The following is a 23826-nucleotide window of genomic DNA, read 5'->3' as shown; positions in this document are numbered from 1 at the left end:
AGATGGACATGAGCTGGATTTTCGGCCGCTACACGGCTTTTTTACTGACCCTGATCGGCGCCGCAATCACCGCCGCCCTGGCCGCGACCAGCTCGCCTTGGTGGCTTTGGCTGGCCGTGCCGCTGACGCTGCTGGCCGCGCTGGGCGTCTATGACCTGGCACAGACACGCCACGCCATCCGCCGCAACTATCCGGTCCTGGGCAATCTGCGGTTCCTGTTCGAATTCATCCGGCCCGAGATCCGCCAGTACTTCCTGGAAGACGACACTCAGGCCGCGCCGTTCTCGCGCGCGCAGCGCTCCATCGTCTACCAGCGCGCCAAGCGCGAGATCGACAAGCGCCCCTTCGGCACCCAGGAAGACGTCTACGGCGATCGCTACGAATGGATCAACCATTCGATGTCGCCGTCGCAAATCCCCGACATCGACTTCCGCGTCACGGTGGGCGGCCCCGAATGCAAGCAGCCCTACTCCATGTCCGCGTTCAACGTGTCGGCCATGAGCTTCGGCGCCTTGTCGGCCAACGCCGTCCTGGCCCTGAACGAAGGTGCGCGCCAGGGCAACTTCGCGCACGACACCGGCGAAGGCGGCATCAGCCGTTATCACCGCCAGCCGGGCGGCGGCCTGGTCTGGAACATCGGCTCTGGCTACTTCGGCTGCCGCGACGAACACGGCGCTTTCTCCGAAGAGGCCTTCGTCAAGAATGCCTGTACGCCGCAGGTCAAGATGATCGAGATCAAGCTGTCGCAAGGCGCCAAACCGGGCCATGGCGGCATCCTGCCCGCGGGCAAGGTGACGCCGGAGATCGCCGAAGCGCGCGGCGTCGTGGCCTGGCAGGACTGTAATTCGCCGGCCACCCATTCCGCCTTCGATTCGCCCATCGGCCTGATGAAGTTCGTGGCGCGCCTGCGCGAACTGTCCGGCGGCAAGCCGGTGGGCTTCAAGTTCTGCGTGGGCCACCCTTGGGAGTGGTTCGCCATCGTCAAGGCCATGCTGGAAACCGGCATCACGCCGGATTTCATCGTGGTGGACGGGGCCGAGGGCGGCACCGGCGCCGCGCCCGTGGAGTTCGTCGACCACGTCGGCACGCCGCTGCGCGAGGCTCTGCGCCTGGTCCACAACACGCTGATCGGCGTGAACCTGCGCGACCGCATCAAGCTGGGCGCGTCCGGCAAGATCATCACCGCTTTCGACATGGCCCGCGTCATGGCCATGGGCGCGGACTGGTGCAACGCCGCGCGCGGCTTCATGTTCGCCATCGGCTGCATCCAGGCCCAGGCCTGCCACACCGGCAAATGCCCCACCGGCGTCACGACCCAAGACCCGCTGCGCCAGCGCGCGCTGGTGGTGCCGGACAAGGCGCAGCGCGTGGCGAACTTCCACCGCAACACGCTGCATGCACTGGCGGAACTGCTTGCCGCGGCCGGCCTGACCCACCCCGGCCAGCTGCGCCCGCACCATATCGCGCGCCGCATCTCCTCCAGCGAAATCCGGCTGCTGTCGGCCCTGTTCCCGGAACTCGCGCCCGGCGAACTGCTGCGCGGAGAATTCCGCCACCAGGTGTTCCGCGCGGGCTGGGCCATGGCCCAGGCCAGTTCGTTCCAGCCTACCCACGACATCACAACCGCATTGGCGCAAGAACATGCCGCCCATGCCACGCCGGCCGCCGCACAGGTCTGATCCGGCTGGCGCCGGGCGCTACAGCCAGCGCTCGAACATGCGCGAGAAGAACTCCATCGAACGGTCACCCACGCCCCTGGCCTGCCAGGCCTCGGGCGTGATCCGCACCGACTCGGCGAGATCGCGCTGGAACAGCGCCTCCATTTCGGCCGCGAATTCAGGCCCCAGCACTACGGCATTGATTTCGTAGTTCAGCGCAAAGCTGCGCCAATCCAGGTTGCTGGACCCCACCGTGGACCACACGCCGTCCACCACCGCAGTCTTGGCATGCAAGAGCGCATCGCGCCGCTCGTAGATTTTCACGCCGGCCCGCAGCAGGTCCGTATAGTGCGAACGTCCCGCATGGAACACCAGCGACGAGTCGCTGAAGCCAGGCAACACCAGCGCCACGTCGACGCCGCGCCGGGCCGCGTCCGTCAGGACTTCGATGAAGGCGGGATCCGGCACGAAGTACGCCATGGTGATATGGATGTATTCCTGCGCGCTTTCAAACGCCGACATCAGCGTCAGGTAGACGGTGTAGCCATCGCTGCGGTCCGGCTGATTGGCCAGTATCCGCACCGTCGTTGCACCCACGGGCGGCGCCACCTGTGAATCGCCCCCCTTGATCGGCTCCTTGGACTGGGATTCCCAACCCGCGCGGATGACCTGCTCCAGCTGGGCCACTGCGGGCCCTTCGATGCGCAGATGCGTGTCGCGCCAGGGCGCCGCCTTGGCATCTGTGGCTGCCGGTGAATCGGCTTTGCCGGCGCCCTTTCCCGACCCCGACCCCGAGCCCGAACCCGAACCTGATCCAGATCCTGGCGAGGACTCGTAGACGCTGCTCACGTTGATGCCGCCCAGATAGCCGACCTTGCCGTCCACGACCAGCACCTTGCGATGGTTGCGTTGGTTCGGCGACCAGCCCGCACGGCCGCTCGCCGGGTTTACCGGATTGAAGATCGCGACTTGTACGCCCGCATCGCGCAGGCGCTGGAACAAGGCATCGGGCGTCTTGATCGTGCCGACCGCGTCGACCATCAAGGACACTTCGGCGCCGCGGTTGCGCGCCGCAATCAGGGCTTCGGCAAAGCGCGAACCCTCGGCATCGTCATCGAAGATATAGGTTTCCATGTGCACGTACCGGCGGGCCTGCGCGATGGACTGCAGCATGGCGCGGTAGGTGCTGGGGCCGTCCGCCAGCAGCCGGACACGGTTGCCGGCCACCAATGGCGCGCCGCTGACTGCCTGCTCGACAGCAAGGTGACGCGCGAGAAAATCGCTCTTGGGAGTCCGCGGATCGGCGGCGATGCCCTGCCCGCGGCGATAGCTGTCTGACGCCGCGTCGGCCGACAGACTGGCCTGCGATGCGCGCGCGCGGCGCTCCTGCGAGTCAGGAACGCTGGCGCAGGCCGCAAGCAAGACCGCGCACACCAGCGGCAACAGGAGCCGGCGTGCGCGGGCCATCCACGGCCACCAATCCCGCCTCAATCCCGACCGGCGCGCAGCCCCGGGCGGCTTCATGGCGTCAGGCCTTAGCGGCGGCCGCCCGAGGCCAGAAGGCAGCCTAGCAAGGCGCCCACCAGCGCCGCTACGCCCACCGACTTCCAGGCATGTTCATGCACGTACTCGTCAGCATAGGCGGTTGCGCGGCGCGCGCGTTCCCGCGCCGCGCCCTCCCAATCGCCGGCGGACTCGCGCGCGTCGGCCAATTGGCGCTTCAGGCGAGCTCGCGCCGACTCGATCTCGGAGCCCGTATACGACGCCGTCGACCGCAGCAGGTCTTCCGTACCCGCCAGCAATTCGTGGAAGCTGTCGCTCACCCGTTCACGGTGCAGGGCCATTTCGGCGCGTTGATGCTTTCGGTTCATGGTCGCTCCTTGTAATTGTCGGGCCTCGCGGAGTCGGGCCGCCTGATGCGATGCAACACGCCGCATTCACGTGCCTGTGCAACGCAAGATGCCATTGTGACCGCCATCGCCCGACCCCGCCCGAGCTTTGGCAACCAGCCGTAAACCGATATTTCAACGCAAGCAAAAGTATCGCGTGTATCCGCTGCGACGCCCGGTGGCCGGTCTCCTCGCAAGCCTCTTCCAAATTCGTAAAAGTCCATTGCATTCAGCGGCTTGGCGCTTGACACCGGCCCCGCCCTGACGGCCACAATAGACTTTTGCAATGCGCCAGAACCGCCTGGTCTGAGCCTCCCAACGCCGCGCCTCCCGACCGCCAGCCGCCCCATCCGAGGCGCCCCGGCGACGGGCCGTCCCGACGACAGAAAAGGAACAGGACGCATGGTTTCGCCTTCCGCACTGTTTGCCCCCGCCGCGCCGAAATTCATCGCGCAAGAGTCGCAGCCTCCCAGCGCCGAGCAGCTTGAACTGCACGAAGGCTTGGTGGCGCGCCACGCGCACATCGATCCCAAGTTCCTCTATGACGCGCTGGGTTCGGCGCTCTTCACCGCCATCACGCAGCTCCCTGAGTACTACCCGACGCGCTGCGAGTCCGAGATCTTCCAGCGCCACGGCGCCGATATTGCGCGCCACGTCGGACCGGTGCTCTCGATGATCGACCTGGGCGCGGGCGATTGCGTCAAGGCTGAACGCCTGTTCCCCAGCCTGCGTCCGCGTCATTACGTGCCCATCGACATCTCGGCCGACTACCTGCAAGCGGCAGTGCGCCGCCTGCAGCTGTCCTACCCCGACCTGCAAATCACCGCCATCGGCCAGGACTTCACGCACGCGTTGGCTCTGCCGGCCAGCATTCCCGCCGAACAGCGGCTGTTCTTCTATCCCGGCTCCAGCATCGGCAACCTCAGCCCCGCGGACGCGCACGCCATGCTTCGGCGAATCCGCGGACAGTGCGCGGGCGGCGGCTTGCTGGTGGGCGTGGACCGCGTCAAGCCCAAACAAGTGCTGGAGCCCGCCTACGACGATGCGCTGCACCTGACCGCGGCCTTCAACCTGAACCTGCTGCGGCACGTGAACAGCGTGCTGGACGCCGATTTCGACGTGGACGATTGGCGCCATGTGGCGCTGTTCAACAGCGCCGACTCGCGCATCGAAATGCATCTGGAAGCGTTGCGCGCAGTGCGCGTAGCCTGGCCAGGCGGCGCGCGCGCGTTCGGCGCCGGCGAACGCATCCACACTGAAAACTCCTACAAGTTCACTCCCCAAGCCTTCGCCGACCTGCTGCAAAGCGCCGGCTACCGCGACGTCGCGCACTGGTCGGATTCCCGCGGCTGGTTCTCGATTTTCAGCGCCCGCGCATAACGCGGACCTGCCCTCAACGCCACTGGAGGATCGCCATGGAACCTGCGTGCCTGCTGACTCACCCTGCCACCGGACCTTACGCTGCCGGCCAGGCGGGCCAGCACGACCGCTACGACGCGGTGCGCTCGACCAGCACGGCCCTGGCCGCCCCGCTGAGTCCCGAGGATTGCCAGGTGCAATCCATGCCGGACTGCAGCCCGGTCAAATGGCATCTGGCCCACACCACCTGGTTCTTCGAGACCTTTCTGCTGACGCGCTTTCACCCGTCCTATGCGGTCTTCCATCCGCAGTACCGCATGCTGTTCAACTCCTACTACAACGCCGTCGGCGCCAAGCATCCGCGTCCGCGCCGCGGCCTGCTGTCGCGTCCCGCGCTGACGGAAGTGCAGCACTACCGCCGGCATGTGGACGGCGCGATGCATGAACTGATCTCGCGGCTGGGCGGCAACGATCCTGCCTTCGACGCCTTGTTGGAACTGGGCCTGAATCATGAGCAGCAGCACCAGGAGCTGATCCTGACCGACCTGAAGCACATGCTGTCGGCCAACCCGCTCAAACCGGCCTACGTCGCACCCGGCCCGCCTGCACTGCCGCCCTCCACACCCGCCGGCTGGACGCGCTATGCCGGCGGCATCACCCGCATCGGCCATGACGGCAATGGCTTCGGATTCGACAACGAAGGTCCGGCCCATGACGTGCTGCTGGCCCCGTTTCACCTGGCCGACCGGTTGGTGACCCAGCATGAGTACCTGGCCTTCATCCGGGACGGCGGCTACAAGCGGCCCGAACTCTGGCTGTCGCTGGGCTGGGACATGGTCTGCGCTGAAGGCTGGCGCGCGCCGCTCTACTGGGAAGGACAGCGCGACGATTGGCGCATCTTCACGCTGCGCGGCATGCAGGAACTCGAACTGCAGGCGCCGGTCACGCACGTCAGCTATTTCGAGGCCGATGCCTACGCCCGCTGGGCGCGCGTGCGGCTGCCGCGCGAAGCCGAATGGGAACATGCCGCCCGCCAGCTGCCCGAAGGCGCGCTGGCCGGGCGCGCCAACATGCTGGAGAACGGCCACCTGGACACGCGCCCGGCCCCTGCGCGCAACGGCACGGGCGGCCCCGTGCAACTATTCGGCGACGCCTGGGAATGGACCTCCAGCGCCTACGACGCGTACCCCGGCTTCAAACCCGACAGCGGCGCGGTGGGCGAATACAACGGCAAGTTCATGTGCAACCAGTACGTCCTGCGAGGCGGCTCCTGCGCCACGCCCAGGGACCACATCCGCCCCAGCTACCGCAATTTTTTCCCGCCCGAGGCCCGCTGGCAGTTCTCGGGCATCCGGCTGGCGCGAGACGCCTGAAGCGTTTCTTTGAAATTCGATCGCTGATCGCTTGCACGCATCAAAAATTTCGTGCTAGAATTTCGTTCTTCGTTGATCACTGATTGCGGCACAGATGTGACGCAAATCCAGGGATTAATCGAAATGGCGCATTAGCTCAGCCGGTTAGAGCGACGGAATCATAATCCGCAGGTCCCCTGTTCGAATCAGGGATGCGCCACCAAGATTCAAAGCCCGGAACCACTTTGGTGGCTCCGGGCTTTTTCGTTGTGGCGCCCGATCTCGGCGCATTCGAAGCCCCCTATCTTCAGGGCAACCGCACCGCGTCGCGCCGCCTCCCGCCCCAGGTCGCCGCCAGACTGGCCACGAAGGCGCCGATCAGCATCGAGGCGAAGCCCCACAGCGCGAATGCTGCCGCGACCTTGCGGGCCTGGTCTGCGGCCTCCTTGGCCTTTTGCCGGGCGTCGTCGGCAGCCTGTTTCATGTTCTGCACGGCCTGCTCGACGCGGCGCTGCGCCGCCGCCGGCTCCATGCCGGTCTGCGCAGCCACGACCTTCACGACATAGTCGCGGTCCTCGCCCGTCATCGAGCCGCGCGCCGCGCTCATCGCCATGATGCGGCCCACCTCTACTCTCGCGCCGTTGCGGTCGGCGCTGGCGTCGGGCCGTTCGGAGCGCAGCAAGGCGTCTGAAAAATAGCCCTGCATCTGCGACACTCCCTCGCTCCCGCCCGCGGCAGCGGCGGCCGTCGCAGCGGTGCCGGCGCCGGCCGCAACGGCTGCGCCCGCCTTGGCGACGCCCGAAGCCAAGGCCGCGATGGAAGCGCCCAGCAGCACGGCGCTGACGACCGCGCTCAACGCCCACACCAGAAAGCCGTGCGCTGTGTCGCGGAAGTAAACCTCGTCAGAGTGCACGTCGACCCATTTGGTGCGCAGCCGCCCCGCGACGTAGCCGCCGATGCCATAGGCAACGATCTGCGTGGCCAGCATCCACACGATGAGGCCGATGCCTATTGCAGGCGCAGTCGCGCCCTCGCCGCTCCAGGGTGAAACAGAAAGAAAGCCCAGCCCGGTGCCGCCTGCGAACAATGCCAGGGAAAGGGCTGCGGCGATGACCGCCCCGGCGATCACCGCGGCCCAGGATACGGCGGAGATGGCGGACTCCCTCGGCGGCACGCCGCCGGGATAGGGCTGGCTCAATGAAGTTGCGTTTTCCATGGATCTGTTCCTTGTTCACGGTTCATCGCGGCTGCTCGAATACGTGCCGCCGCGGCGGAAAACCTCTCGGTTCAATGCCAAAAAAGCGCCAGCAGAATGATGATGGGAATGGGCACGCCCAACAGCCACAGCAAGATGGAACGCATAAAGCCTCCTTGGATGATGTCCTGCGCGTTGCGCGCAGCGCTCAGGCCAGGTCGATCGTGCCGGGCGCGCGCGGATTCGGCGGCGGCTGCACGGGATCGATGACGTCGGGATCTCTGCGCGGCCGCGTCGGATCCAGCGGCGGGTCGTCCGGCGGCGGATTGTTGGGAAAGGCGGGATCGTCGGGTTCGGGCGGGTCGCCCCCGCCGGGTTCGCGATGCATGGACTGGGACATGGCTTGCTCCTGAAAGCGGCGCCAGGCGCGCCGCCCAGTCCCATCAGCAAACCGCATTCCCGGCCCGTTGCGCGTGAATGCAAAAAAGCCCTCTGTGCGAGGGCTTTCAGGCGTGCGCAGCCGGCGGGGTCAGGATTTGCTCTTGCCTTCCCTGGCCGGTTCGGCGGCTTTCTGCCCGCCGCTGCCCAGGAACTCAACGACGGCGGCCTTGCCCGCGGCGGAGGCTTCGTCCTGGCTGGCATAACGCCTGGGCGAATAATTGGTGCTGCGCACATTGCCGGATTCGGGATCAAACAAGGTGATGATCCAGGCGAATTCTCCCGGCATCAATTGCCTGACTTGCAACGTGGCGCGCGTGCCTGGGCGCAGTTGCGGCATGGGGCGGCCTTTAACGTGACTCGACGCCGCCATCGTAGCGCAAGACGCGCCGGCGCAAGACGCGCCGGCGCAAACCCGGCGCTGGCGACACGGCCATGAATGCTGCGACCGCACATGAATTCATGCTGCACACCCCGCAGCAAAAACACCACAAACCGCGCATTGCGTCAGGAAAACCCTAGGGCCGGTTGCGCCAATACAGGCGCACAATCAATACAAACATCTAGACCGCTCAGCGGCAGCCGCATCCCTTTAATCAGGCGAGGACGGAGACAACATGACTTATGTAGCAGTGGTTATCAGCTGTTTGATGGTTGTGGGTATCGTCGCGTTGGTGATTCAAACGGTTCAAAGCGCAGGGTCCGAACCCTGGCTGAGAATCTCGGCGGCGATTACCAGTTCCTTGTTTGCTTCACTCTTGTTGATTCCGCTCGGATACGCGGTCGCGCAGACCGTGCTGATCGAATAATTCCATCATTGCAACGCATGCGCCTGGGGCTACGCGCCCCGGGCGGCTTTGCCGCGCGTTGCGGCCCAGCACAGCAGCGACCCGGCGGTCACCATGGCCACGCCCTGCCAGAACGACGCGGTCAGGCGGGTCGACAGCCACACGGCGGCAAAGAATGTTGAAAACACCGGGGTGAAGTAGGAAGCCGTGGCCAGCAAGGTCAGGTTGCCTTTGAGTATCCCTACGTTCCACAGCGCATAGCCCGCTGCCATGGCGCCGCCGGTCACCAGCAGCTCCAGCGTGGCGGGCCACGTGAAGGCCAACGCAGGCTCGGCGCCCGACAGGTACTTGATCCACAGGGCAAGCGCGGTCAGCATGAAGAACAAGGCAACGCCGTTCTTGCCATCGGCGAATCGCGTCGTGACGTTGCAATAGACGGCCCAGATCACGGCGCCGCTGAAGGCCAGCCCATAACTGAGGGGATTGCTGGACACGTTGGCGAGGGTGCGCTCCCAGGATAGCCCGCCGGATCCGCCCAGGACCCAGACGATGCCGGCAAGCGACAGCAGTATGCCGGGCACTACCCACGCATTGGCGCGCTGGCCATTGATGAGCATGGCCAGAATCACGGTAAAGCAGGGCCAGAGATAGTTGACGATACCCAGCTCGATCGCCTGCCCCCGATTGGCGGCGAATCCCAGGGAGAGCGAGAGGCAGATCTCGTAGGCAACGAACAGCAGGCTGCCGACGATGAGATAGGAACGCGGAAAGGTCCGCAGCTTCGGAAAGCCCAGCAGCAGCACCAGGAACGCCGAACCCGCCGTGTAAATGAGCGCGGCGCCGCCGACCGGCCCAAAGCTTTCGCTGACGCTGCGGATCAGGCCGACCACGGTGCCCCATAGCAGCACCGCCAGCAAGCCCAGTGAAGTCGCCGTGTTCCGGCTCAGGGAGAGTTGCATTACCGATTCCGATTGCCCGCCTTGGGGCGTCAAGCCGGGCAGTTTAGCGAAAAGCCGCACGTCCCGCGGCGGCGCTCCGCCTTGCAATGAAGCCAGCACCCCCCCGTATTCAGAATGCCCGCCGGAACAATGCAGAAAAAGGAGCAAGCGCCGCATGACCATATCCACACGCAGATTGAGCGACGTGCTGGCCAGCACGGAATCGGGCCGGCTCTACCGGATTGAGGTGTTCTTGCGGGCGGAAATGCCGGGAACAGCCGCGGCCCGGCCTAGCGCGGCCCGGCCTGACGCGGCCCGGCCTGACGCGGCCCGCTACATACACCGCACCACCGAGGGGGAGCTGGTGTTGCCGCTGGATCGGAACCGGTACAGGCTGAAATCGGGCGAAGTCCTGACCGCCCTGGCGCCGCCGCTCTCCGAGTCCTGAGGCGCGCGGAGCTACTGATCCGCCTCCACCCTGCGCTTGCCCTGTCCCTTGGCCTTGTACAGCGCCCGGTCCGCGCGCTCCAGCAATTCGCGCACGGTGACGCCGGATTGCGGATACACGGCAATGCCCACGCTGGCTGACACGGCGACAGTGACGTCGGGATACGGCAGGGACAGGTTTTCGACCAGCGCCTGCGCGACATGCCCGGCGTTTTCCTTGTCCGCGCCCAGCAGCAGGACCGCGAATTCATCGCCCCCAAGCCGCGCCGCCACGTCGGACACGCGGATCGCGTCAGCCATGCGCTCCGCCGCTTCCTGCAGCACGGCATCGCCGGCGGCGTGGCCATGCAGGTCGTTGACCGCCTTGAAGCCGTCCAGATCGATCGCCAGGATGGCGAAGGATTCGCCGCTGCGCTGCGCCACCGCCAGCTCGCGCAGCACCAATTCGTTGAACAGCACGCGGTTGCACAGGCCGGTCAGCGGATCGTAGTGCGCCAGGTGCTGGGCATGCGTCAGCATGCGCGAGGCCTGTACCAGGGCGCCGCCCACTTCCGCAACCTCTTTGACGCGCGTGCCCGGCACCGTCACCGCATGCCCCTTGCCCAGCGCCAGCGCCGGCGCGACCAGGCTCTGCACGGACGAGGTCAGGCGGCTGGCCAACCGCAAGGCCAGCAGCAAGCCCAGGCCGAAGGCCAGCAAGGTGCCCAGGGCAATCCAGGCGATGGAGCGGTAAAGATCCGTGGTCAGCAGACTCATCGGCGCGCCGGCGGCAACCGTCCAGCCGGATAACGACGAGCGGCTGAAGGCGGTGTAGACGGGCGTGCCTTCCTTGGTAATGGTTTCCAGCGAGCCCTCGCTTTCCTGCTGCACCGCCCGCGCCAGTTCGGGAACGGCCTTCTGGCCCACGAATTTCGAGGTGTCTCGTGTGCGCGCGAGGATCGTGCCGCTGTCGTCCAGCACGGCTGCCACCCAGCCGTCCGGCAGGGCGCGCCTGCCCAGCAGATTGCCGATGCGTTCAGGCAGGATGCCAACGTTCAAGCTGTATGCGACCTCGCCGTTGCGCAGCACCGGCACGCCCAGCGCAATCAGGGGGCCTTGATTGACCCTGCTGGTGAACAGCCCCGTCAGCACCGCCGTGCGCGTCTGGAAAACGTGGGCCAGCTCGGCGGACGCGCCGGTCGGCGGCAAGGCGTTGCCGAACGGCACGGACGTATTGATCAACTGGCGGCCATCCTTGTCGGTCAGGACATAGCTGTCGATGATCTGGAAACGCACGGATTCACGCGCCCGCCGATGAAAACCGGCCAGATCGCCGGCGACGAGATCTGGCGACGACGCCAGCATTTGCAGGCCGGCCTCCACGCCGGTGAGCTCGCGGTCGAGAATCGCGGTGAGATTGCGCGCCAGGAATATCGTGTCGCGGAAGATCCGCTCTTTCTGGATGACGTAGCTTTCGTAGACCGCCACGGACGCCATGACCAGCGCGGGCGTGATACACGCGAACACGAGTGTGAGCAGGCCCGTGCGCATGGAATAGCGGCGCGGCCGACGCGTCCGCGCGACGGCCAGGCTCTCGGCGTCAGCCACGGGGGCCTCGCCTTGCGACGTCCGCAAACGTCGGCCTGCCGATCGAAACCACACCTCTGGACCCATGCGCCTCCCGATACGCTCCGCTCGGCCCACGGCCAGAGGACGAACGAACGTCAGAAATTATTGCAGAAGTTCGCAATCGCACAATCCGCGCCATGGGAATCCCCTCGCCGCGTCAAGACGGATGTGGCGTAACTGGCGCGTCCCCAATTTACTACAGAGGCGCGCCGCCGGGTACGTCTACCGGTCTTCCAGATCCGGGGTGCCGGTGAACTGGGTCTTGAGCAGCGTCAGCGCCCCTTTTTCAGCCAGCGCCTCATTGGGAAACACATGCTTGGTGTCTTCCAGCACCGGGAATCCGAAGACCCGCACCCGGGCGTGGTAGCCGTCGGGCGTCTCGGCGAATTCGATGTCGAAGTTGCGTTCTTCGATCCAGCCCGATCGATGCAGTTTCCATTCCATGTCCGACGCGCTCCCGAAAAGTCGAGGTTGATACGACAGGCCGGCTCCGATGGAAGCCGGCCTGCTACACCATACACCCGTCTTGCAACGGACGGACTGGCGGGCGATCCGCCGCGCCTACTTTCGGGCGCGCGACTTGTCTGCGGCGTCGTCCGCGAATCCTTCCACCGGCGGGGCAAACAAATCCCAGCTTGCCATGAACAGCGCGGCAATCAAGGGGCCGATCACGAAGCCGTTCAGGCCGAACAAAGCCATGCCGCCCAGCGTGGATATCAGCACCACATAGTCCGGCATCTTGGTGTCCTTGCCGACCAGAATGGGGCGCAGCACGTTGTCCACCATGCCGATGACCAGCACGCCGAAGAGGATCAGCACGACGCCTTTGATCGTGGCCCCGGTCAACAGGAAGTAGATCGCGACCGGAGCCCAGATCAACCCCGCGCCGATCGCCGGCAGCAAGGACAGAAAGCCCATGATCACGCCCCACAGCAGCGCACCCTGGATCGACAGGATCGAGAAGATGATGCCGCCCAGCGCGCCCTGCGCCGCGGCCACCGCGACGTTGCCCTTGACGGTGGCGCGCACCACGGTGGTGAACTTGCGCAGCAGATGCTGCTTGTGCGTGTCGCTCAGCGGCATGGCGCGCTTGAGCCGCGCCGATAGCTGCGGGCCGTCGCGCAACAGGAAGAACAGCAGGTACAGCATGATGCCGAAGCTGATCACGAACTGGAACGTGTCCTGCCCTATGTTCAAGGCCTGGGTCGCCAGGAACTGGCTGGCCTGCATGGCGCCCGCGCTGAGTTTTTCCTGCAGGCTCGGTATGTCGGCCAGGTCGAAGCGCGACAGCAGATCATGCACCGACGGCGGCAAAGCCGCCATGGCCTGCTGGAAATAGTCGCCGAAGTTGATCTGCCCGGACTTGACGCTCTGATAGAGGTTCGCCCCTTCGCGCACCAGCGATCCGCTGATGACGATGAGCGGCAGGATCACCAGCAGCAGCACCAGCAGCAAGGTGATCAGCGCGGCCAGGTTGCGCCGTCCGCCGATGCGCGCCACCAGCCGGCGCTGCAGCGGCGCAAAGATGATGGCAAGGACAGCGCCCCAGAAAACAGCGCCGTAGAAAGGCCACAACAACCAGCCGAATGCGATGGTGACCACCACCAGCAGGAGCAGAAAGGTTCTGTAGTGCATGCTGGAAGATTCGCTCATATTACGTCCCAGGCTCGGCTGACGCCGCGAGACCCGCATTGTACAAAGCGCCGTTCAGCGGGCGTCCTGCGGCTGCCCGGCAGCCTGGCGCAAGGCGGCGCGCGCGTGCTCCAGAACATCCGACTGCGCGTTCAATCCCTGCAGGCGTAGGTTCAGCTCCTGCTGCAGCGTGGGCGTGGCGACACGCGCCTGCCCGTCCGTCAGCAGGATGTCCTGCGCATGGGCGGCGACGAAATCCGCCACGCCCAGCGCATCGCGCGCCACCGCGTCCATGGCGGCCGCGGCATCCAACACCTCGGCCGCGGGCGCCGTCACGGCTTCGTCATAAACACCGTCGTAGACGGGCGCCAGATCGGCCGGGAGCGCCAGCGCCGCACGCGCCTTATCCGCCTTGGCCTGGGCCCGCTGCACCTCGGCTGCCTGCTCGGCCAGCGTCTTGCGCGCGGCCTCCAGGCGGTCCCGCCGTTCCACGATATCGGCCACGGAACGCAGGGTCTCGGCTTCCGACGCGTCACGCATGGACGCCGCTGCCTGCGTCAGGATTTCCTGAAAATCGGCGATGACCTCATAGGCATCGGCATAGCCGCCGATGGCCTCCTTTTCAGGTTCGCTCAGGCTGCCGATGGGCAGCAGCGACGCGCTGTTCATCCGGCTTTGCAGCAACTGGATGAAGGCGGCCCGCTCCTGGGGTTCCTTGTTGACGCAGGCCGACAGAAACAGCATCGATGCCATCGCCAGGCCCAGCAGGCAAGCTCGCAGCAATGCCATGCCCATCCTCCTTGCATGCGGGTTCGCGAAACCGGCGCCGCCCGCGAACCGGGCGGCCGCCCTCCGGCAGATTATCCCGAAGGCGCTTTCCGACGCTGCCAGCGGGCGGATTTTGTTGCTATCGAAGCGTGTTGACACAGGGTGCGCCGCCCGCATCATGGCTCCAGGGGATACGCCATGGCGCAGCGGCGGGCAGGATCAAAACCCATGGCCGCCTCATGGCTCAGGCGCGTCCGCAACCCGGGCGAGAGTTCCTCTGTCGCGACGTCGACGAAACCTTGCCGCAGATAAAACGGCCTGTTCCAGGATAGTTCGCGGTCGGTGGTCAGCACCACGAACCGGTAGCAGCCGGCATTGCGGGCATGCGCACACACGGCGGCCAGAAGCGCCCGGCCCAGGCCGCGCCCCTGCCACGGCAGCGCTACCGCCATTTCGGCCAGGTAGAGATCGCCATCCATGGACCGGGTCAGCGCAAAGCCTGCGGCTTGGCCCTCGCCTTCTGCGATCCAAAGCAATCCGGCCGCCTGCGCCTGCGCCAGCTCGGCGTGCGGCGCCGTATCGTCGCCAGCGGCCCACGCCATGTGCGTGCCCAGGAAGCGCCGCGCGGCGGAGCGTTCGATATCGGCCAGGCTGGCCAGGTCTGAAGGTCGTGCGAGTCTGATCATAGGCATGGCAGTATGCCTGATGCGGGCCTGTAGTCCGATCCCATAAAATGGCGTTTTCCGCCATTACGGCCCTGCAACACAGCTCAGCCCCAAGACATGACTCAAAACGCCACCTCCGATACCTGGGGCTTTGCCCATCCCGATTGCCGCGGCGCGGCCGCCCTGCTGTTCTTCATGACCGATCTGGCGCGGGTGGTCAACCAGTACCTGAGCCCTGGGCAATTGTCCGACGAGGCGCTGGCCGACGCGCAAAAGGCGGTCGACGCCTTGCTGGCCCGCTATGTGGAGATCCAGGCCGCCCCCGAAGCCTTCGACAACGAGCGCATCGAACTCGCCCTGGAAACCGAAAACCAGCCGGACGGCCAGACCAGCGCGCAAGTGGCGCTGCGCATGTCGCCGCGCCTGGAAGGCCTCATCATCGAAGCCCAGCGCCAGGCTCGCCCGGCAACCCATTAAAGGCCAAGGACGGGGGAGGAGTCTCCTCCCTACCACAAAACACTTGCCAAAAGCATCAACTGCCTGTAATATTACCGGTTGAGTTCTGCCGTTTTCGCCAAATTCCATACGAAAAAACGCGGTGATAAACGACGGCGCTGGCACTGTACATCAGCCCCTCCCCAGACGCCGAAGCAGACCCTCGAAAACATCCAAGCCCAAGCATCCCGTCCCATTTGCGAAAACCGCAAATCCGGATTGCGGCCTGGAACAAGACGCCTTCACCAAACCGCCAGTCCGGCTTGGCAAGAAGCAACAAGACAATCAGCGGCGCTTACAACACGCGCAAGCGACGATTACCGATAACCGCGCCGCAATCAGCAGGGCCTGCCTGTCCTGCACGAACCCTCGGGCCGCGCACGTCCGCACGCATGCTTTGCGCATGTTTGCGCATCGCGCAGCCCGAAACGATGCTGTCCCGGACTGATGGACAGCATTGCGCCGCCTGGCCGTGCGCGCAAAACATGAGAATGCGCAAAAGGACGGCGGCAAATATGCGTTAGTGTCACGACACGCCTGTCCGATTCGATACGGCTGGCAGCGGCACGCGGCAGGAATGCTGCACGCCACGCGACCAGACGCGGCTTTTCCCATAACTAGAAACCAAGAGAACAAACACCATGAATACTCGTTTCACGACTTCGGACCTGATCCGACGCCCGGCCCATACCACGCTGGACAACATGCCGATCCATATCGGCGACATCGTTTACCTGAAGCCCGCAAATGGCCCGGAAATCCGCGCCACGGTCATCTACAACGCGCCCATCGATGGCACGACCACCTACACGACGGAAGTCGTGCCCTGCGGCGCACCCGCGCAAAAGGCCCCCGGCCAGCGCATCCGCTTCCGCCATGAGCACGTGCATCGCATCGAACCGGTGCGCAGCGCCACTCACTGAAGCGGTACCCCGCCCCGTTGCGCCAGCAACGGGGCAATTTGTGCGTGATAAAGTCCCCGGCAATACAGCCCTGGCGATCCCACCATGCAGAACAACCGTCTCGCGGTCCACATCTGGGACCTTCCCACCCGCCTCTTCCATTGGGCGCTCGTCGTCTGCATCGTCGGCGCGTTCGTCAGCGTGAAGCTGGGCGGCCTGTACATGGACTGGCACGTGCGCTTCGGCTGTACGGCGCTGGGCCTGATCCTGTTTCGCCTGCTGTGGGGATTCGTCGGCCCGCGCTACGCCCGCTTCTCGCACTTCGTGCGCGGCCCGGCGGCCGTGGCCCGCTATCTGAAGGGCGCCGCGGCGCCCGCAGGCCACAACCCGCTGGGCGCGCTATCGGTGCTGGCGCTGCTGCTGGTCATCGGCTTCCAGGCGCTCAGCGGCCTGTTCACCACCGACGACATCATGACGCAGGGCCCCTTGTTCGGCCACGTCAGCGAATCCATTTCCGCCGCCATGACGTCCTGGCACAAGCTGAACGAGTGGGTCATCCTGGCCCTGGTCGCCCTTCATATTGCAGCTGTGCTCTGGTACGCGCTGGTGCGCCGCAAGCGCCTGGTGCGCGCCATCATCACCGGCAAGGTCGATGCCAAGGACGTGCCCGCCGGCACGCCCCCCACGCAGGACGGTTTCGCCGTCTGGCTGCGCGCGCTGGTGCTGGGCGCCTGTGTCACGGGCCTGGTGCTGTGGATCCGGTCGCTGGAAGTGGCGGCCGACATGTCTTTTTCCTGACGGTTCACGCAGCGTGAAAACAGCGCTGCGGCCCACTCAACGCCGCGCCTCGATCAAGTGCCGCGTCGAATGGGCCACGAACGGCTCTCCCCGGCGCATCCGCTGATCCAGCGCCAGCAGGGCATCGCGATACCTCGCCACCGAAAAATCGGGCACCCACCACACGCATTTGCGCAGGACCCAGATCACGGCGCCGACGTCATGGAACACCATCTGGCAACGGGTCGTGTGCAAGTCCGTCACGGCAAGTCCCGCGGCCCCTGCGGCGGCCGCCTCATCCTGCGGATCCCGCAGGCGCCGCTCTGCCGGCAAAGGCCCCAGGAAATGCTCGATCAGTTCAAAGGCCGAAGCCGGCCCCACGTGCTGGGCGAAGTAACACCCGCCCGGCTTGAGAACCCGGCGGACTTCTGCCCAGGCCGGGCTCACGGGATGCCTGGACGTCACGAGCTCAAACGACGCATCGGCAAACGGCAGGCCAGCGCCCGGCGCAGTCAGCACTAGCCGCACGCCACGAGCGGCCAGGCGTTCATGCGCTTTCCTGGCATTGGGCGGCCAGGCTTCGGTCGCGCACATCGTCGGTGGAAAGTACGGAGCCTCGTCCAGCACTTCGCCGCCGCCCGTATCCAGGTCCAGCGCCGACCGCACTGTGGCCAGGCGCTGCGCAAGCAGCCTGGCGTAGCCCCACGGCGGACGCTCCTCGGAAGCGCGCCCCGTCAGCCAGCCGAAGCCCCACCCGCTGACATCGGCGGCGTCGGCCTCTGCCACCAGTTCATCAAAGGATTTCATCCCCTCTCCCCTGCGCGGGACCGACGCGCAATCCCAGGGACTCACGCTCGGCAACGCCATAAAAAAAAGCGCCAACGGTTACGCTGGCGCCTCTTTGTCCATATGCCGTCCGCGGACGGCAGGCGCTTTATTTCTTCTTGCGATACGCGTCGTGACAGGCCTTGCAGCTTGCGCCGACGTCGCCGAATGCAGCGCGCAGCTTGTCCAGGTCGCCGGCATCGGCAGCGGCCGACAGCTTGACGATATTGTCCTGGAAGGCCTGCTGCTTCTGCTTGAAGCCCGCGGCGTCGCTCCAGACTTCAGGACGCGCGTCACCGCCTTCGGTTCCGGCGCCAAAAGCCGTCCACGGCAAGGCCGACAAGGTCTTCAGCACTTCCACATTGGCCTTGATCTGCGCGGCGTCATAGGGCTGCTGGCCCTTGACCACCGGCGCCATGCGGCCGAAGTGGGAAGCCATCAGCGTCAGCGCCGACTGGCGGTACTTGATGGCGTCCTCGGGCTTGGCGAACTGCGCGGACGCGCTCGTCGCCAGCAGGGGCCCAACCGTCATACAGGCCAACGCGGCGAGCGTGGACAACTTCTTCATTGCAATCTCCCGTAAGGTCAACAGAAGCCGCGCACCCCGGGCGCGCGGCAAGGCGACTATACCGCCCGGGCCAAGTCAGCGGCCAGCCCGATGTAGGAGCGCGGGGTCATCGCCAACAGGCGCGCCTTGGGCTCTTCGGGCAGGGCCAGGCCCTGGATGAATTCTCGCAGGCCTTCCTCGGTGATGCCCTTGCCGCGCGTCAAGGCCTTGAGCTGTTCGTACGGCTGCGGCAGGCCATAGCGGCGCATGACGGTCTGCACCGGCTCGGCCAGCACTTCCCAGCAGGCGTCGATGTCGGCGTCGATGGCGACGGTGTTGACTTCAAGCTTGCCCAGGCCGCGCATGCAGGCATCCCAAGCCACCAGGCAGTAGCCCAGGCCCACGCCCAGGTTGCGCAGGACGGTGGAGTCCGTCAGGTCGCGCTGCCAGCGGGAGATCGGCAGCTTGTCCGCGAGGTGGCGCAGCACGGCGTTGGCCAGGCCAAGGTTGCCTTCGGAGTTTTCGAAGTCGATCGGGTTGACCTTGTGCGGCATGGTGGAGGAGCCGACCTCGCCTTCCTTCAGGCGCTGCTTGAAATAGCCCAGCGCCACGTAACCCCAGACGTCGCGATCCAGGTCCAGCACGATGATGTTGGCGCGCGTGATGGCGTCGAACAGGGCCGACATCCAGTCATGCGGTTCGATCTGGATGGTGTGGCGGTTCTGGGTCAGGCCCAGGCCGGCCAGCACGCGCTGGCTGAAGGCGGGCCAGTCGATTTCGGGGTAGGCCGACAGGTGCGCGTTGTAGTTGCCGGTGGCGCCGTTCAGCTTGGCCAGCGGTTCGACGGCCTCGACCGCGGCGATGGCGCGGTTCAGGCGCGCGGCCACGTTGGCGAATTCCTTGCCCAGCGTCGTCGGGCTGGCGGGCTGGCCGTGGGTACGCGACAGCATGGGCTGATCGGCCTGGGCCACCGCCATGTCGTTCAGCTTGGCGGCGAGTTCGCGCAGGCGCGGCACCACGACCTCGTTGCGGGCGCGCGTCAGCATCAGCGCGTGCGAGGTGTTGTTGATGTCCTCGGAGGTGCAGGCGAAGTGGATGAACTCGGCGGCGCGGGCCAGCTCGGCGTCATCGGCCACTTTTTCCTTCAGCCAGTACTCGACGGCTTTGACGTCATGGTTGGTGACGCGTTCGATGTCCTTGATGCGGGCGGCGTCGGCCTCGGAGAAGTCGCGCACCAATTGTTGCAGGCGGGCGCGGGCGGCTTCGGAGAAGGCGGGCAGCTCCGGCAGGCCGGCGTCGGACAGCGCGACCAGCCAGGCCACCTCGACCTCGACGCGGTGCGCCATGAAACCGGCTTCGGAGAGCAGGCCGCGCAGCGCGTCGCCCCGGGAAGCGTACCGGCCATCCAGTGGCGAAAGGGCGTTGAGTTGGCTGAGCTGATCGGCGATTTGCATGGTCTGGAAGAGAAAAAGCGGGGAATGAGCGAATCGGGCGATTTTATCATCCGGAAGCGCGCAACATTGTGGCAAACTGACGAAGATTCCGGCCTTTTGGCCGTCTTGCCGTCATGCGGCCTGCTATACTTCGGCCGCTTTCCGACTCCGCTTGTGACTCCATGAAACTGATCGGCTCGCTTACCAGTCCTTACGTGCGCAAAGTGCGTATCGTCATGGCCGAGAAAAAGCTGGACTACCGGCTTGAACTCGAAAACGTCTGGTCCGCCGACACGCAGATCCAAACGTACAACCCGCTGGGCAAGGTACCTTGCCTGGTCATGGAAGATGGCGGCGCCCTCTTCGATTCGCGCGTCATCGTCGAATACGTCGACACCCTGTCCCCTGTTGCCCGCCTGATTCCTCAGCCGGGGCGCGATCGCGCCGCGGTCAAGTGCTGGGAAGCCATCGCCGATGGCCTCCTGGACGCCTGCGTGACCATCGTCAAGGAAAACCAGCGTCCCGAGGCTCAGCGCAGCCCCGAATGGATCGAGCGCCAGTATTCCAAGATCCATGCCAGCCTTGACGCGATGAACAAGAGCCTGGGCGACAACGCCCACTGCATGGGCATCAACTACAGCCTGGCCGACATCGCCGTCGGCTGCGCGCTGGGCTATCTGGACCTGCGCTTCGCCGCGCTCGACTGGCGCACCAACCACCAGAACCTGGCCCGCCTGTACGACAAGCTGTCGCAGCGCCAGTCCTTCATCGATACCGTTCCAGGATAAGCCCCCCCCGAGGCGCTGCGCGCCTCCCCCCAGGGGGCGCCGCTACGGACCGGCGGAGCCGGATCCGTGCGGCCCGGCTTCTACTTGGCCTCGCCCCTGCTCCGCCCGCGCTTCCGTTCTGCCTTTGCCTCTGCGCCGCCTGTGCTTCTGCATCGGCGGCGCTTTTGCGTGAGCTGCGCCTTTCTATCGGCGCAGCCCTACCTGGCTCAGGCGTTGAACGTCTGCCAGGCCTTGAACAGCATGTACGCGGCCAGCGCGAACAGCAGGCAGGCGAACACGCGCTTCAGGGTCTGCACCGGCAGGCGGTGGGCCATGCGCGCGCCCAGCGGGGCCGTCAGCACGCTGGTGCAGACTAGCGCGATCAAGGCGGGCCAGTAGATATAGCCCAGCATGCCCGGACGCGTTTCGCCCGAGTTCAGGCCCGACACCACGTAACCGACGCTATTGGCCAGCGCGATGGGAAAGCCCAGCGCGGCCGAAGTCGACACCGCGTTGTGCAGGGCCACGTTGCACCAGACCATGAAAGGCACCGACAGGAAACCGCCGCCCGCGCCCACCAGGCCAGACAGAAAGCCGATGCCCGCGCCAGCCGCGCTGGTGCCCACCACGCCCGGCATCTGGCGGCTGGGCTTGGGCTTCTTGTTCTGCAGCATGCTCCAGCCGGAATAGCCGACGAACAGCGCGAAGAACAGCGACAGCCACAGCGTGCTGAGCGCGGCAAAGACCGCGCCGCCCGAAAGGAGGCCGCCGATGATGATGCCCGGCGCCATCGCCCAGACGATGTTCCATTTGATCGTGCCGCGCTGCTGGTGCGCCCGCACGCTGGAAATGGAAGTGAACAGGATCGAGGTCATCGACGTGGCGATGGCGGCATGAACAACCAGGTCGGCGGGCATGCCCTTCCACGCGAACAGCATCGTCAGGAAAGGCACCAGCAACATGCCTCCGCCTATGCCCAGCAGGCCCGCGGCGAAACCCACCACGCCGCCCAGCACCAGCAGGCAAATCACCATCGTTACATCCACAACTGTCTCCTCTTTCTTCTTGGTAATGAACAAAGCCCCAAGGGCCGCGCCCGAGGGGCTTTGATTGAAATCCGTGCACGTCACGCGGCGAATGCCGGCGCGGCGCCCATACCTACAGGATGATGCCGCCGCCCAGGCAAACCTCGCCATCGTAAAGCACGGCGGACTGCCCGGGCGTGACCGCCCACTGCGGTTCGGTAAAGCTCAGGCTGAAGGTGCCGTCGGCAGCGCCAGCCAGACTGCACGCGGCATCGGCCTGGCGGTAGCGCGTCTTGGCGCCATAGGCGCCCGGGGCTGGCGCGTGGCCGGCGACCCAGCTCGCGTCCTGCGCCCGCAGCTCGCCCGACAGCAGCCAGGGATGGTCATGCCCCTGCACCACGTAGAGCACATTGCGCTCCAGGTCCTTGCGCGCCACGTACCAGGCTTCGGCCGTGCCGTCCTCGCGCTGGCGCCCCTTCACCCCGCCCACGCCCAGGCCCTTGCGCTGGCCTAGCGTATAGAACGACAGCCCTTCGTGACGGCCTACCTTCTGACCTTCCGGCGTCATGATCGGACCCGGCTCGGTCGGCAGGTAGCGATTCAGGAACTCGCGGAACGGCCGCTCGCCGATGAAGCAGATACCCGTGGAATCCTTCTTGGCGGCGTTATGCAGGCCGATCTCGTGCGCGATACGCCGCACCTCGGTCTTGTGGATCTCGCCCAGCGGGAACATGGTGCGCGACAACTGCGCCTGATTCAGGCGGTGCAGGAAGTAGCTCTGGTCCTTGGACGCATCCAGCGCCTTGAGCAGCTGGAACTGCGTGCCGCCGCCTTCGGCCGGCACCTCGCGCACCCGCGCGTAGTGGCCGGTGGCGATATGCTCGGCGCCCAGCGCCATGGCATGGTCGAGGAAGGCCTTGAACTTGATCTCGGCATTGCACAGCACGTCCGGGTTGGGCGTGCGGCCCGCGGAGTACTCGCGCAGGAACTCCGCGAACACGCGGTCCTTGTATTCGGCGGCGAAATTGACGAACTCGAACTCGACCCCGACCAGATCCGCGACGCTGGCGGCGTCCAGCAGGTCCTGGCGGGTGGAACAGTATTCGGAATCGTCGTCGTCTTCCCAGTTCTTCATGAACAGGCCGACGACCTCGTAGCCTTGCTGCTTGAGCAGCCAGGCGGTGACCGAAGAATCGACCCCGCCGGACATGCCGACGACAACGCGGCCTTTCTTGGTAAGTTTTTGACTCATGATGGGTCTATTTTAGATCGGTCCGCACATCTTCCTGCGGCTGCGGCTCGGCCGCCCGCGACACTTCCATCAGCCAGGTACGGAAAGCCTGCAGGGTGGGCAGGTTGGCCTTCTGCTCCGGATAGCACAGGTAGTACCCCATGCGCGCCCGTATCGGCAGCTGGATGGCGACGGCCAGCTTGCCGTCGCGCAGCTCGTCCTCGATCAGGCAGCGCGGAATCAGCGCCACGCCGAAGCCGGCCGCGGCCGCCTGCGACAGCAGCGCGTACTGGTCGAAGCGCGCGCCTTCCAGGCTGCGCCGGGTATCGCATCCAGCCTGCTCGAACCAGTCGCGCCAGCCTTCCAGCGCCGAGGTATGGTGCAGCAGCGGATAGGCCAGCAGGTCCGCGGGCGCCGCACAGCCGCCCGGGATCAGGCGCGGGCTGCAGACCGGCAGGATTTCGCGGCCGACGATGTAGTCCGCCCCACTGCCCGGCCAGATGCCTTCGCCGAAGCGCACGGCAGCGTCCAGTTCAGGGGTGGAGAAATCATAGCCCTGGCGGTGAGGCAGGAATTCGACGTGGATGTCCGGCCGCAGGCGCATGAAGGCGGTCAGGCGCGGGATCAGCCAGCGCGCCCCGAAAGTCGGCATACAGGTCAGGTTGAGCGTGCCGCCCTGCCCCTGGTGCGCGATCAGTTCCACGGTGGCGGCTTCGATCTGGCCCAGCCCGGCCTGGATCTTGGTCAGGTAACTGCGTCCGGCCTCGGTCAGGACCAGGCCTTGCCTGATACGCAGGAATAGTTCGATGCCGACGAACTCCTCCAGATGTTTCACCTGCTTACTGACCGCGCCCTGCGTGACACACAATTCCTGCGCCGCGCGCGTGAAACTGCTATGTCTCGCGGCGACTTCGAACGCCTGGAGATCCGTGAGTGAGGGACAGAATCGCCGCATGGATAAGGTACGCAAATTGTTTCAGGCCGCGCAACGAAAACGGCCCTGTTGCGGGCCGCCGCAAAAAGAGGCATGAAAAAAAGTCATAGCTTACGGAGAAACTTTCGTTTGCGCAAACCGGACCGCCAGGAA

Annotated in this window: 26 protein-coding genes and 1 tRNA gene; 10 read left to right on the top strand and 17 right to left on the bottom strand. The window is 65.7% G+C overall.

Annotated features, from left to right (window positions below):
- Window positions 1-8 precede the first annotated feature (8 nt).
- Window positions 9-1679: an FMN-binding glutamate synthase family protein gene (locus tag IB257_RS24525; protein WP_119450520.1), complete on the top strand. Its 1671-nt coding sequence runs from the start codon at window positions 9-11 to the stop codon at window positions 1677-1679.
- 18 nt (window positions 1680-1697) lie between these two features.
- Here IB257_RS24525 and IB257_RS24520 read toward each other — a convergent pair whose 3' ends face one another.
- Window positions 1698-3125 (bottom strand): phospholipase D-like domain-containing protein, encoded by a 1428-nt coding sequence (locus IB257_RS24520; RefSeq protein ID WP_125473629.1) that lies wholly within the window; start codon window positions 3123-3125, stop codon window positions 1698-1700.
- Window positions 3126-3193: 68 nt separating this feature from the next.
- Window positions 3194-3529: a YqjD family protein gene (locus IB257_RS24515; protein WP_054451119.1), complete on the bottom strand. Its 336-nt coding sequence runs from the start codon at window positions 3527-3529 to the stop codon at window positions 3194-3196.
- A 420-nt stretch (window positions 3530-3949) separates the two neighbouring features.
- On the opposite strand from IB257_RS24515, the gene egtD reads away from it, so the two are divergent.
- From egtD to IB257_RS24500, 3 genes are all read left to right on the top strand, one after another.
- Window positions 3950-4927 (top strand): L-histidine N(alpha)-methyltransferase, encoded by a 978-nt coding sequence (gene egtD / locus IB257_RS24510; RefSeq protein WP_054451118.1) that lies wholly within the window; start codon window positions 3950-3952, stop codon window positions 4925-4927.
- A 35-nt stretch (window positions 4928-4962) separates the two neighbouring features.
- Window positions 4963-6279 carry an ergothioneine biosynthesis protein EgtB gene (egtB, locus tag IB257_RS24505; protein WP_192354495.1) on the top strand — a complete coding sequence of 439 codons (1317 nt, stop codon included), beginning with the start codon at window positions 4963-4965 and terminating at the stop codon, window positions 6277-6279.
- A 125-nt stretch (window positions 6280-6404) separates the two neighbouring features.
- Window positions 6405-6481 (top strand) — tRNA-Met (locus IB257_RS24500).
- An 84-nt stretch (window positions 6482-6565) separates the two neighbouring features.
- Here IB257_RS24500 and IB257_RS24495 read toward each other — a convergent pair.
- The 3 genes from IB257_RS24495 to IB257_RS24485 form a co-directional block, all read right to left on the bottom strand.
- Entirely contained in the window at window positions 6566-7474 is a 909-nt protein-coding gene (locus IB257_RS24495) for a hypothetical protein (protein WP_192354496.1), read from the bottom strand.
- Between the two features lie 187 nt (window positions 7475-7661).
- Window positions 7662-7853 carry a hypothetical protein gene (locus IB257_RS24490; RefSeq protein ID WP_054451115.1) on the bottom strand — a complete coding sequence of 64 codons (192 nt, stop codon included), beginning with the start codon at window positions 7851-7853 and terminating at the stop codon, window positions 7662-7664.
- 129 nt (window positions 7854-7982) lie between these two features.
- A complete protein-coding gene (locus tag IB257_RS24485; RefSeq protein ID WP_119450523.1) occupies window positions 7983-8231 on the bottom strand; it encodes a hypothetical protein in 249 nt (82 codons plus the stop codon).
- A 277-nt stretch (window positions 8232-8508) separates the two neighbouring features.
- Between IB257_RS24485 and IB257_RS24480 the strand changes: the two genes are divergently transcribed.
- Window positions 8509-8700: a hypothetical protein gene (locus tag IB257_RS24480; RefSeq protein WP_054451113.1), complete on the top strand. Its 192-nt coding sequence runs from the start codon at window positions 8509-8511 to the stop codon at window positions 8698-8700.
- A 29-nt stretch (window positions 8701-8729) separates the two neighbouring features.
- Here the strand turns inward: IB257_RS24480 and yddG are convergent, their stop codons facing one another.
- Window positions 8730-9638 carry an aromatic amino acid DMT transporter YddG gene (gene yddG, locus IB257_RS24475; RefSeq protein ID WP_054451112.1) on the bottom strand — a complete coding sequence of 303 codons (909 nt, stop codon included), beginning with the start codon at window positions 9636-9638 and terminating at the stop codon, window positions 8730-8732.
- A 154-nt stretch (window positions 9639-9792) separates the two neighbouring features.
- On the opposite strand from yddG, the gene IB257_RS24470 reads away from it, so the two are divergent.
- A complete protein-coding gene (locus IB257_RS24470) occupies window positions 9793-10065 on the top strand; it encodes a hypothetical protein (RefSeq protein ID WP_054451111.1) in 273 nt (90 codons plus the stop codon).
- 11 nt (window positions 10066-10076) lie between these two features.
- Here the strand turns inward: IB257_RS24470 and IB257_RS24465 are convergent, their stop codons facing one another.
- From IB257_RS24465 to IB257_RS24445, 5 genes are all read right to left on the bottom strand, one after another.
- A complete protein-coding gene (locus IB257_RS24465; RefSeq protein WP_054451110.1) occupies window positions 10077-11651 on the bottom strand; it encodes a diguanylate cyclase in 1575 nt (524 codons plus the stop codon).
- 243 nt (window positions 11652-11894) lie between these two features.
- On the bottom strand, window positions 11895-12116 hold the full coding sequence (locus tag IB257_RS24460) for a hypothetical protein (protein ID WP_054451109.1): 222 nt from the start codon (window positions 12114-12116) through the stop codon (window positions 11895-11897).
- A 117-nt stretch (window positions 12117-12233) separates the two neighbouring features.
- Window positions 12234-13325 carry an AI-2E family transporter gene (locus IB257_RS24455; protein WP_054451108.1) on the bottom strand — a complete coding sequence of 364 codons (1092 nt, stop codon included), beginning with the start codon at window positions 13323-13325 and terminating at the stop codon, window positions 12234-12236.
- 54 nt (window positions 13326-13379) lie between these two features.
- Window positions 13380-14093 (bottom strand): DUF3053 family protein, encoded by a 714-nt coding sequence (locus IB257_RS24450; RefSeq protein ID WP_119450575.1) that lies wholly within the window; start codon window positions 14091-14093, stop codon window positions 13380-13382.
- Window positions 14094-14248: 155 nt separating this feature from the next.
- The gene (locus IB257_RS24445) at window positions 14249-14764 is read right to left on the bottom strand and encodes a GNAT family N-acetyltransferase (protein WP_125473678.1); all 516 of its coding nucleotides are present in this window, start codon (window positions 14762-14764) and stop codon (window positions 14249-14251) included.
- Between the two features lie 90 nt (window positions 14765-14854).
- Here IB257_RS24445 and IB257_RS24440 point away from each other — a divergent pair, with 90 nt between their 5' ends.
- From IB257_RS24440 to IB257_RS24430, 3 genes are all read left to right on the top strand, one after another.
- Window positions 14855-15214 carry a hypothetical protein gene (locus IB257_RS24440; RefSeq protein WP_119450525.1) on the top strand — a complete coding sequence of 120 codons (360 nt, stop codon included), beginning with the start codon at window positions 14855-14857 and terminating at the stop codon, window positions 15212-15214.
- Between the two features lie 659 nt (window positions 15215-15873).
- Entirely contained in the window at window positions 15874-16155 is a 282-nt protein-coding gene (locus tag IB257_RS24435) for a hypothetical protein (protein WP_054451105.1), read from the top strand.
- 84 nt (window positions 16156-16239) lie between these two features.
- The gene (locus IB257_RS24430; RefSeq protein WP_175163215.1) at window positions 16240-16932 is read left to right on the top strand and encodes a cytochrome b/b6 domain-containing protein; all 693 of its coding nucleotides are present in this window, start codon (window positions 16240-16242) and stop codon (window positions 16930-16932) included.
- 36 nt (window positions 16933-16968) lie between these two features.
- Here the strand turns inward: IB257_RS24430 and IB257_RS24425 are convergent, their stop codons facing one another.
- The 3 genes from IB257_RS24425 to purB form a co-directional block, all read right to left on the bottom strand.
- Window positions 16969-17718 carry a class I SAM-dependent methyltransferase gene (locus IB257_RS24425; RefSeq protein ID WP_192492925.1) on the bottom strand — a complete coding sequence of 250 codons (750 nt, stop codon included), beginning with the start codon at window positions 17716-17718 and terminating at the stop codon, window positions 16969-16971.
- 127 nt (window positions 17719-17845) lie between these two features.
- Window positions 17846-18304: a cytochrome c gene (locus IB257_RS24420; protein ID WP_054451102.1), complete on the bottom strand. Its 459-nt coding sequence runs from the start codon at window positions 18302-18304 to the stop codon at window positions 17846-17848.
- Between the two features lie 56 nt (window positions 18305-18360).
- The gene (purB, locus tag IB257_RS24415) at window positions 18361-19737 is read right to left on the bottom strand and encodes an adenylosuccinate lyase (protein ID WP_054451101.1); all 1377 of its coding nucleotides are present in this window, start codon (window positions 19735-19737) and stop codon (window positions 18361-18363) included.
- Window positions 19738-19898: 161 nt separating this feature from the next.
- On the opposite strand from purB, the gene IB257_RS24410 reads away from it, so the two are divergent.
- Window positions 19899-20504: a glutathione S-transferase gene (locus tag IB257_RS24410; RefSeq protein WP_054451100.1), complete on the top strand. Its 606-nt coding sequence runs from the start codon at window positions 19899-19901 to the stop codon at window positions 20502-20504.
- A gap of 206 nt (window positions 20505-20710) precedes the next feature.
- On the opposite strand, the gene IB257_RS24405 is transcribed toward IB257_RS24410, so the two are convergent.
- From IB257_RS24405 to gcvA, 3 genes are all read right to left on the bottom strand, one after another.
- Window positions 20711-21529: a sulfite exporter TauE/SafE family protein gene (locus tag IB257_RS24405; protein ID WP_054451099.1), complete on the bottom strand. Its 819-nt coding sequence runs from the start codon at window positions 21527-21529 to the stop codon at window positions 20711-20713.
- 112 nt (window positions 21530-21641) lie between these two features.
- Window positions 21642-22760, bottom strand: coding sequence for a tRNA 2-thiouridine(34) synthase MnmA (gene mnmA, locus IB257_RS24400; RefSeq protein ID WP_054451098.1), 1119 nt, complete (start codon window positions 22758-22760; stop codon window positions 21642-21644).
- A gap of 7 nt (window positions 22761-22767) precedes the next feature.
- The gene (gcvA, locus tag IB257_RS24395; RefSeq protein ID WP_054451097.1) at window positions 22768-23694 is read right to left on the bottom strand and encodes a transcriptional regulator GcvA; all 927 of its coding nucleotides are present in this window, start codon (window positions 23692-23694) and stop codon (window positions 22768-22770) included.
- Window positions 23695-23826: the final 132 nt, after the last annotated feature.

Source organism: Achromobacter sp. ACM03 (assembly GCF_014851665.1).
Classification (GTDB): Bacteria; Pseudomonadota; Gammaproteobacteria; order Burkholderiales; family Burkholderiaceae_B; genus Achromobacter; species Achromobacter aegrifaciens.
Note: the sequence above shows the minus strand (reverse complement) of the source record. Positions and strands in the feature narration are given on the sequence as shown.

Excerpts from the sequence above, each read along its gene's own strand:
- IB257_RS24525 (WP_119450520.1), top strand. The coding sequence starts at position 9 with ATGAGCTGGATTTTCGGCCGCTACACGGCTTTTTTACTGACCCTGATC.
- IB257_RS24520 (WP_125473629.1), bottom strand. The coding sequence starts at position 3,125 with ATGGCCCGCGCACGCCGGCTCCTGTTGCCGCTGGTGTGCGCGGTCTTG.
- IB257_RS24515 (WP_054451119.1), bottom strand. The coding sequence starts at position 3,529 with ATGAACCGAAAGCATCAACGCGCCGAAATGGCCCTGCACCGTGAACGG.
- egtD (WP_054451118.1), top strand. The coding sequence starts at position 3,950 with ATGGTTTCGCCTTCCGCACTGTTTGCCCCCGCCGCGCCGAAATTCATC.
- egtB (WP_192354495.1), top strand. The coding sequence starts at position 4,963 with ATGGAACCTGCGTGCCTGCTGACTCACCCTGCCACCGGACCTTACGCT.
- IB257_RS24495 (WP_192354496.1), bottom strand. The coding sequence starts at position 7,474 with ATGGAAAACGCAACTTCATTGAGCCAGCCCTATCCCGGCGGCGTGCCG.
- IB257_RS24490 (WP_054451115.1), bottom strand. The coding sequence starts at position 7,853 with ATGTCCCAGTCCATGCATCGCGAACCCGGCGGGGGCGACCCGCCCGAA.
- IB257_RS24485 (WP_119450523.1), bottom strand. The coding sequence starts at position 8,231 with ATGCCGCAACTGCGCCCAGGCACGCGCGCCACGTTGCAAGTCAGGCAA.
- IB257_RS24480 (WP_054451113.1), top strand. The coding sequence starts at position 8,509 with ATGACTTATGTAGCAGTGGTTATCAGCTGTTTGATGGTTGTGGGTATC.
- yddG (WP_054451112.1), bottom strand. The coding sequence starts at position 9,638 with ATGCAACTCTCCCTGAGCCGGAACACGGCGACTTCACTGGGCTTGCTG.
- IB257_RS24470 (WP_054451111.1), top strand. The coding sequence starts at position 9,793 with ATGACCATATCCACACGCAGATTGAGCGACGTGCTGGCCAGCACGGAA.
- IB257_RS24460 (WP_054451109.1), bottom strand. The coding sequence starts at position 12,116 with ATGGAATGGAAACTGCATCGATCGGGCTGGATCGAAGAACGCAACTTC.
- IB257_RS24455 (WP_054451108.1), bottom strand. The coding sequence starts at position 13,325 with ATGAGCGAATCTTCCAGCATGCACTACAGAACCTTTCTGCTCCTGCTG.
- IB257_RS24450 (WP_119450575.1), bottom strand. The coding sequence starts at position 14,093 with ATGGCATTGCTGCGAGCTTGCCTGCTGGGCCTGGCGATGGCATCGATG.
- IB257_RS24445 (WP_125473678.1), bottom strand. The coding sequence starts at position 14,764 with ATGCCTATGATCAGACTCGCACGACCTTCAGACCTGGCCAGCCTGGCC.
- IB257_RS24440 (WP_119450525.1), top strand. The coding sequence starts at position 14,855 with ATGACTCAAAACGCCACCTCCGATACCTGGGGCTTTGCCCATCCCGAT.
- IB257_RS24435 (WP_054451105.1), top strand. The coding sequence starts at position 15,874 with ATGAATACTCGTTTCACGACTTCGGACCTGATCCGACGCCCGGCCCAT.
- IB257_RS24430 (WP_175163215.1), top strand. The coding sequence starts at position 16,240 with ATGCAGAACAACCGTCTCGCGGTCCACATCTGGGACCTTCCCACCCGC.
- IB257_RS24425 (WP_192492925.1), bottom strand. The coding sequence starts at position 17,718 with ATGAAATCCTTTGATGAACTGGTGGCAGAGGCCGACGCCGCCGATGTC.
- IB257_RS24420 (WP_054451102.1), bottom strand. The coding sequence starts at position 18,304 with ATGAAGAAGTTGTCCACGCTCGCCGCGTTGGCCTGTATGACGGTTGGG.
- purB (WP_054451101.1), bottom strand. The coding sequence starts at position 19,737 with ATGCAAATCGCCGATCAGCTCAGCCAACTCAACGCCCTTTCGCCACTG.
- IB257_RS24410 (WP_054451100.1), top strand. The coding sequence starts at position 19,899 with ATGAAACTGATCGGCTCGCTTACCAGTCCTTACGTGCGCAAAGTGCGT.
- mnmA (WP_054451098.1), bottom strand. The coding sequence starts at position 22,760 with ATGAGTCAAAAACTTACCAAGAAAGGCCGCGTTGTCGTCGGCATGTCC.
- gcvA (WP_054451097.1), bottom strand. The coding sequence starts at position 23,694 with ATGCGGCGATTCTGTCCCTCACTCACGGATCTCCAGGCGTTCGAAGTC.